Consider the following 5,720-nt stretch of genomic DNA (forward strand, 5'->3'; position numbering starts at 1 on the left):
GCCCCAACGCCCGCCCCCAGCAGCCCCCTTCGACTGATCCCGCTGATCCCGCGCATGACATCCCCATTCGCGCTGACGTATGACCTAAACGTCATCCAAACCGACAATGAGTGAGATGCCGGGAGGAACACGGAGGTTCCGGAAAATCGCACAAAAATTTTGGGCGACCGGATGACATGAACATCATCCGATCGCCCTGAACTGTGACTGCTCGATACCGCGCTGTCCAGTGGGAACGTGCGGGTTCGCGCGACGGTGCTACGCCCTCCGGCTCGCGAGGGCTACGCCTTCCGGCTCGTGGGGGCTACACCCGTCCGGCTNNCGTCCGGCTCGCGGGGCTACGCCCCGAAGGCCTTCGACTTCCCCTTGACCGGCTTCGCGCCCGCGAGGAGGTGCGCCGGGACGAGGTCCCGGGCCGGCTCGCTGTACCCGACCGACACGATCTTGTCGCCCTTGTACGTGAACGAGGTCAGCGAGGCCAGCGTGCACTGCCGCCGCCGCGGGTCGTGCCACAGGCGCCGCTTCTCCACGAAGCTGCGGACGATCCAGATCGGCAGCTGGTGGCTGACGCAGACCGCCTCGTGCCCGCGGGCCGCGTCCTTCGCCGCGTCCAGCGCGCCCATCATCCGGACGACCTGCTCGACGTACGGCTCGCCCCAGGACGGCTGGAACGGGTTGGTGAGGTGCTTCCAGTTGGACGGCTTGCGCAGGGCCCCGTCGCCGACGCCGAAGGTCTTGCCCTCGAAGACGTTCTCCGCCTCGATCAGCCGCTCGTCGGTGGCCAGGTCAAGACCGTGGGTCTTGGCGATCGGCGACGCCGTCTCCTGCGCCCGCTCCAGCGGGGAGGCGACGACGTGGGTGATGTCCCGGTCGGCCAGGTGCTCGGCGACCCGGTCCGCCATCTGGCGGCCGAGCTCGGAGAGGTGGTAGCCGGCGCGGCGGCCGTACAGGACGCCGTCGGGGTTGTGCACCTCGCCGTGCCGCATCAGGTGGACGACGGTGATGTCGCTCATGCCTGCACCTCCGTGGCCTCCGCGGCGGCGCGGGCCGCGGCCGGCAGGGCGGCGGCGATCCGCTCGATCGCCCGCTCGTCGTGCGCGGTCGACACGAACCAGGACTCGAACGCGGACGGCGGCAGGTACACGCCGTCGGCCAGCATCGAGTGGAAGAAGGCGTTGAAGCGGAACGCCTCCTGCTTCTTCGCGTCGTCGTAGTTCCGCACCTCGTCCTCGGTGAAGAACACCGAGAACATGTTGGAGGCGGTCTGCAGCCGGTGCGCCACGCCCTCCTTGGCCAGCGCGCCCGTGACCAGGCCCTGGATCTCCTTCGAGACCGCGTCGACCTTGTCGTACGCGGCCTCGTCGAGCAGCCGCAGCTGCGCGAGGCCGGCGGCGGTCGCGACCGGGTTACCGGAGAGGGTGCCCGCCTGGTAGACCGGACCGGCCGGGGCGAGGTGCCCCATGACGTCCGCGCGGCCACCGAACGCGGCCGCCGGGAAGCCGCCGCCCATGACCTTGCCGAAGGTCATCAGGTCGGGCTTCACGCCGTCGACGCCGTACCAGCCGGCCCGGCTCGTGCGGAAACCGGTCATCACCTCGTCGGAGATGTACAGCGCGCCGTTCTCCCGGCACAGGTCCGCGAGGCCCTGGTTGAAGCCGGCCACCGGCGGGACGACGCCCATGTTGCCCGGCGAGGCCTCGGTGATCACACAGGCGATCTCGCCCGGGTGCGCGGCGAACGCCGCCCGCACCGCGTCCAGGTCGTTGTACGGCAGCACGATCGTGTCCCCGGCCTGGGCGCCGGTCACACCGGGCGTGTCCGGGAGGCCGAAGGTCGCCAGACCGGAACCGGCCGCGGCGAGCAGCGCGTCCACGTGGCCGTGGTAGCAGCCCGCGAACTTCACGACCTTGGCGCGCCCGGTGAACCCGCGGGCGAGCCGGATCGCGGACATGGTGGCCTCGGTGCCGGAGGAGACCAGCCGCACCTGCTCGACCGGCTCGATCCGCGCGACGATCTCCTCGCCGAGCGCGACCTCGCCCTCGCCGGGCGTGCCGAAGGAGGTACCGCGGGCCACGGCGGCCTGCACGGCGGCGGTGACCTCGGGGTGCGCGTGGCCGAGAATCATCGGCCCCCACGAGCAGACCAGGTCGACGTACTCACGACCGTCCGCGTCGGTGAGGTACGGACCGGTACCGGACACCATGAACCGGGGCGTTCCGCCCACGGCCCGGAAGGCACGCACCGGTGAGTTCACGCCGCCGGGCGTCACGAGGGAAGCGCGGTCGAAAAGCGTCTGTGAGACTGGGGCTTCGTATGAATACGGCACTGTGATCCTGACCTGCGAGAACGACTTCGGGCACGACATCGGGAACGGAGGGACGGCGGTGAGCATCCTCTGTATTACGCCGGGGCGCTTCCCCTCCGCGTCTGCGAAACTGGGGCGTCATAGAGATGGCTCACGGAATCCATGGTGTCAGAGGCCACGGCGTTCTTGCGGACAGGTGTTTCACCGTACGAACGCGGGGGAGGTCACTGACACGATGATCGGGTTGCGCGGCGGGGTCGTGTTGCCGAGAAAAAGCAGTCGGGTGGAGATATGCATCGCGGTGGCGGACCGGGCGAGGGGACGGACGACCTGGGTCCGGAGTCTGCCCGGCGGGGGAGGCACCGGCGCCGGCGGACGGAGGACCCGACCGCCGCGGAGGGCCGGCCGAGGCCGGAGCCCGCTGCGGAACCGCCCCCTGTCACCGGGGGCCGGAGCTTGGGGGTGACGTACAAGTACTTCGGCGCGCCCAACAGCGCCACGGCGGCCCAGGTCCCGATCTCGATGCGCCCCGAGGAGCTCGGCGGGGACGAGCTCGGCATGGGCGGCATGTTCACCAAGATCAAGCCCGAGACCATAGCGGCCATGGTCCTGACCGGCATCCAGGGCATGCCCCTGCACAAGGTGCCCCCGCTCGAACTGGTCGTGCTGCACCCCGACTACGCGGTGGTGAAGCTGCCGATGACCGTGGTCGACCCGCTGCGCGGGATCGGCGAGGAGTCGGTCGGCGCGGCCGCCTTCATCTGGTCGACGGTCCCGGACCGCGGCGGGCCGCGCGACGCCTTCGACGTCTACCAGCTCCTCCACGAGTGGCAGGACTTCTCGGTCCGCCTCCACGAGGCGGGACACCAGCCGTACTGCCTGGTCTGGCCGTGACACTCCTGCGGTGAGGGGTCCCGCCTACGGCGAGGGGGTCCTGGCGCGCTCGGCGGCCAGCTCACGGGCGGAGGCGAGCCGGTAGGGGACGTCGATGATCACGACGTTCTTCACGAACAGCAGACGGGTCTTGAGGCGCAGCGCGCTCTGGTTGTGCAGCGACCGCTCCCACCAGTGCCCCACCACGTACTCGGGGATGACCACCGAGATCACCGAATCCGGCGTCCGTTCGAGCGCGTCCCGGACGTGCCGCAGGACGGGCTGGACGATCGAGCGGTACGGGGAGCTGAGCACCCGCAGCGGTACGTCGATGCCGTGGGCCTCCCAGGCCGCGCGGAGCACCTCCGCCTCCGCCGGGTCCTCGGCGACGGTGACGGCGGTGAGCGAGTCGGGGCGCAGGGTCTTGGCGTACGACAGCGCGCGGAGGCTCGGGGTGTCGACGGAGGCCACGAGGACGAGGACGTGGTTCTCGGCGAGGGTGTGGGGCCGCGCCCCCGGGGCGACGGCGATCTCGGCGGCGACGGTGTCGTAGTGCCGGTGCACGGCCTTCATCCCGGCGTAGAGCACGGGCATCGCGATGACGACCAGCCAGGCGCCGTGGGTGAACTTGGTGATCAGGACGATGACGAGGACGACCGCCGTCAGGCAGGCGCCGAAGGCGTTGATCGCGAGGCGGCGGTGGATGCGGCGGCGGTCGGCGGGGGTGGTCCTGGCGGGGGCGGCGAGTTCTCGCCTCCAGTGCTTGACCATGCCGGCCTGGGAAAGGGTGAAGGAGACGAAGACGCCGATGATGTACAGCTGGATGAGGCGGGTCAGCTGCGCGTCGAAGGCCACGATCAGGGCGCCGGCGGCGAGCGCGAGGAGGACGATGCCGTTGGAGTAGACGAGCCGGTCGCCGCGGTGGACGAGCTGGCGGGGCGCGTACCGGTCCCGGCCGAGGACCGAGGCGAGCATCGGGAAGCCGTTGAAGGCGGTGTTGGCGGCGAGGATCAGGACGCCCGCGGTGACGGCCTGGAGCGCGTAGAAGAGGACGTGCCAGTCGCCGAAGGTGGCCCGGCCGATCTGGGCGAGCGCGGTGGACGTCGGGGTGCCGGGAGGCAGCCCCAGCTCCGTGGGGTCCTCCGCGACATGGACCTCGTAGACCATGGCGAGCACGGTGATCCCGAAGAACATGGTCGCCGAGAGCCCGCCCATGATCGCGAGCGTCATCGCCGCGTTGCGGCTCTTCGGCTTCGCGAAGGCCGGCACGCCGTTGCTGACGGCCTCGACACCGGTCAGCGCGGTGCAGCCGGAGGCGAAGGCCCGCAGGGCGAGCAGCACGAGCGCGATCCCCGAGTAGGTGGAGACGTTCTCCACGGGCAGGTCCGCGGACTCGGCGCGGATCGTCGTGCCGGTCGCCATCCGGGCGGCGGCCACGGCGAACATCAGGTAGACGACGGCGATGAAGGCGTACGTGGGGACGGCGAACCAGCGCCCCGACTCGCGCACCCCGCGCAGGTTCATCCAGGCGAGGAACGCGACGAAGAACACCGACATGGCCACGGCGTGCTCGTCGAGCGAGGGGGCGGCGGAGGTGATGGCGGCGACCCCGGAGACGACGGAGACGGCGACGGTCATCACGTAGTCGATGAGCAGCGCGGAGGCGGCGGTGAGCGCCGCCCGCCGCCCGAGGTTCTCGGCGGAGACGACATAGGCCCCGCCACCGCCCGGGTAGGCGTAGCAGGTCTGCCGGTAGGAGGCGACGACGACCAGGAGCAGGACGACGATGCCGATCGCCGCGTACCAGGCCAGATGGAGCACGGCGAGGCCGCCGAGGGCGAGGACGATCAGGATCTCCTCGGTGGCATAGGCGACGGAGGAGAGCGGGTCGCTGCAGAAGACGGGCAGGGCGATCCGCTTGGGCAGCAGGGTCTCGCCGAGCCGCCCGCTGTCCAACGGACGGCCGACGAGCAGGCGTTTCGCCGCATTTCCAGCTCTCATAAGTGCTGAAGTTAGGACGAATGGTATGTAATGCGCGGAAGCCGCGCCCTGAGGGAGCCGCACGCCCTGAGGAGCCCCGCACGAGGAAGGACCAGACGCGTGAGCGCAGTACGCATGACCGGTCGGCCCATGCAGATCGGCGAGGTCGCCGCACGGACCGAACTGCCCCTGCGGACCATCCGGCAGTACGAGGACAGCGGCCTGGTCGTACCGTCCGCGGCCTCTCCGGGCGGATTCCCCCTCTACACGGACGCGGACGTCTCCCGGCTGATGGTGGTCCGCCGGATGAAGCCGCTCGGTTTCACCCTCGACGAGACCCGCGAGCTCCTCACGGCCGTGGACCTGCTGTCCGCCGACCGCCCGGACACGGACACCGCCCTCGAACCGGACGAGCGGGCCGCCCTCGTCGCCCGCGTCCGCCGCTACGAGACGGCGGCGGCGGAGCGGGTCGCCGAGCTGCGGGCCCAGCTGGCCCGCGCGGAGGAGTTCGCGGACTCGCTCCGCACGAGCCTGGGCTAGGGCCTGTCCGGCCCTGGTCCGC

The 5,720-nt window shown here is 70.8% G+C and carries 5 protein-coding genes; 2 read left to right on the forward strand and 3 right to left on the reverse strand.

Annotated features, from left to right (window positions below; genetic code table 11):
- Positions 1–338: 338 nt before the first annotated feature.
- Both CCN56_RS27430 and hemL read right to left on the reverse strand, forming a co-directional pair.
- Positions 339–1,013 carry a histidine phosphatase family protein gene (locus CCN56_RS27430; RefSeq protein WP_086830629.1) on the reverse strand — a complete coding sequence of 225 codons (675 nt, stop codon included), beginning with the start codon at positions 1,011–1,013 and terminating at the stop codon, positions 339–341.
- Positions 1,010–2,365, reverse strand: a complete 1,356-nt coding sequence (gene hemL / locus CCN56_RS27435; RefSeq protein ID WP_086830631.1) for a glutamate-1-semialdehyde 2,1-aminomutase — start codon at positions 2,363–2,365, stop codon at positions 1,010–1,012. Before hemL ends, CCN56_RS27430 begins: the two co-directional genes overlap by 4 nt.
- 231 nt (positions 2,366–2,596) lie before the next feature.
- Between hemL and CCN56_RS27440 the strand changes: the two genes are divergently transcribed.
- Positions 2,597–3,199 carry a hypothetical protein gene (locus CCN56_RS27440; protein WP_078908379.1) on the forward strand — a complete coding sequence of 201 codons (603 nt, stop codon included), beginning with the start codon at positions 2,597–2,599 and terminating at the stop codon, positions 3,197–3,199.
- A 24-nt stretch (positions 3,200–3,223) separates the two neighbouring features.
- Here the strand turns inward: CCN56_RS27440 and CCN56_RS27445 are convergent, their stop codons facing one another.
- Positions 3,224–5,179 carry an APC family permease gene (locus CCN56_RS27445; protein WP_086830630.1) on the reverse strand — a complete coding sequence of 652 codons (1,956 nt, stop codon included), beginning with the start codon at positions 5,177–5,179 and terminating at the stop codon, positions 3,224–3,226.
- Positions 5,180–5,293: 114 nt separating this feature from the next.
- On the opposite strand from CCN56_RS27445, the gene CCN56_RS27450 reads away from it, so the two are divergent.
- Positions 5,294–5,698: a MerR family transcriptional regulator gene (locus CCN56_RS27450; RefSeq protein WP_041129773.1), complete on the forward strand. Its 405-nt coding sequence runs from the start codon at positions 5,294–5,296 to the stop codon at positions 5,696–5,698.
- Positions 5,699–5,720: the final 22 nt, after the last annotated feature.

The sequence above is a fragment of the Streptomyces sp. NRRL B-24572 genome, from assembly GCF_002156145.1.
Lineage (GTDB): Bacteria > Actinomycetota > Actinomycetes > Streptomycetales > Streptomycetaceae > Streptomyces > Streptomyces vietnamensis.

Excerpts from the sequence above, each read along its gene's own strand:
- CCN56_RS27440 (WP_078908379.1), top strand. The coding sequence starts at position 2,597 with ATGCATCGCGGTGGCGGACCGGGCGAGGGGACGGACGACCTGGGTCCG.
- CCN56_RS27445 (WP_086830630.1), bottom strand. The coding sequence starts at position 5,179 with ATGAGAGCTGGAAATGCGGCGAAACGCCTGCTCGTCGGCCGTCCGTTG.
- CCN56_RS27430 (WP_086830629.1), bottom strand. The coding sequence starts at position 1,013 with ATGAGCGACATCACCGTCGTCCACCTGATGCGGCACGGCGAGGTGCAC.
- hemL (WP_086830631.1), bottom strand. The coding sequence starts at position 2,365 with ATGTCGTGCCCGAAGTCGTTCTCGCAGGTCAGGATCACAGTGCCGTAT.
- CCN56_RS27450 (WP_041129773.1), top strand. The coding sequence starts at position 5,294 with ATGACCGGTCGGCCCATGCAGATCGGCGAGGTCGCCGCACGGACCGAA.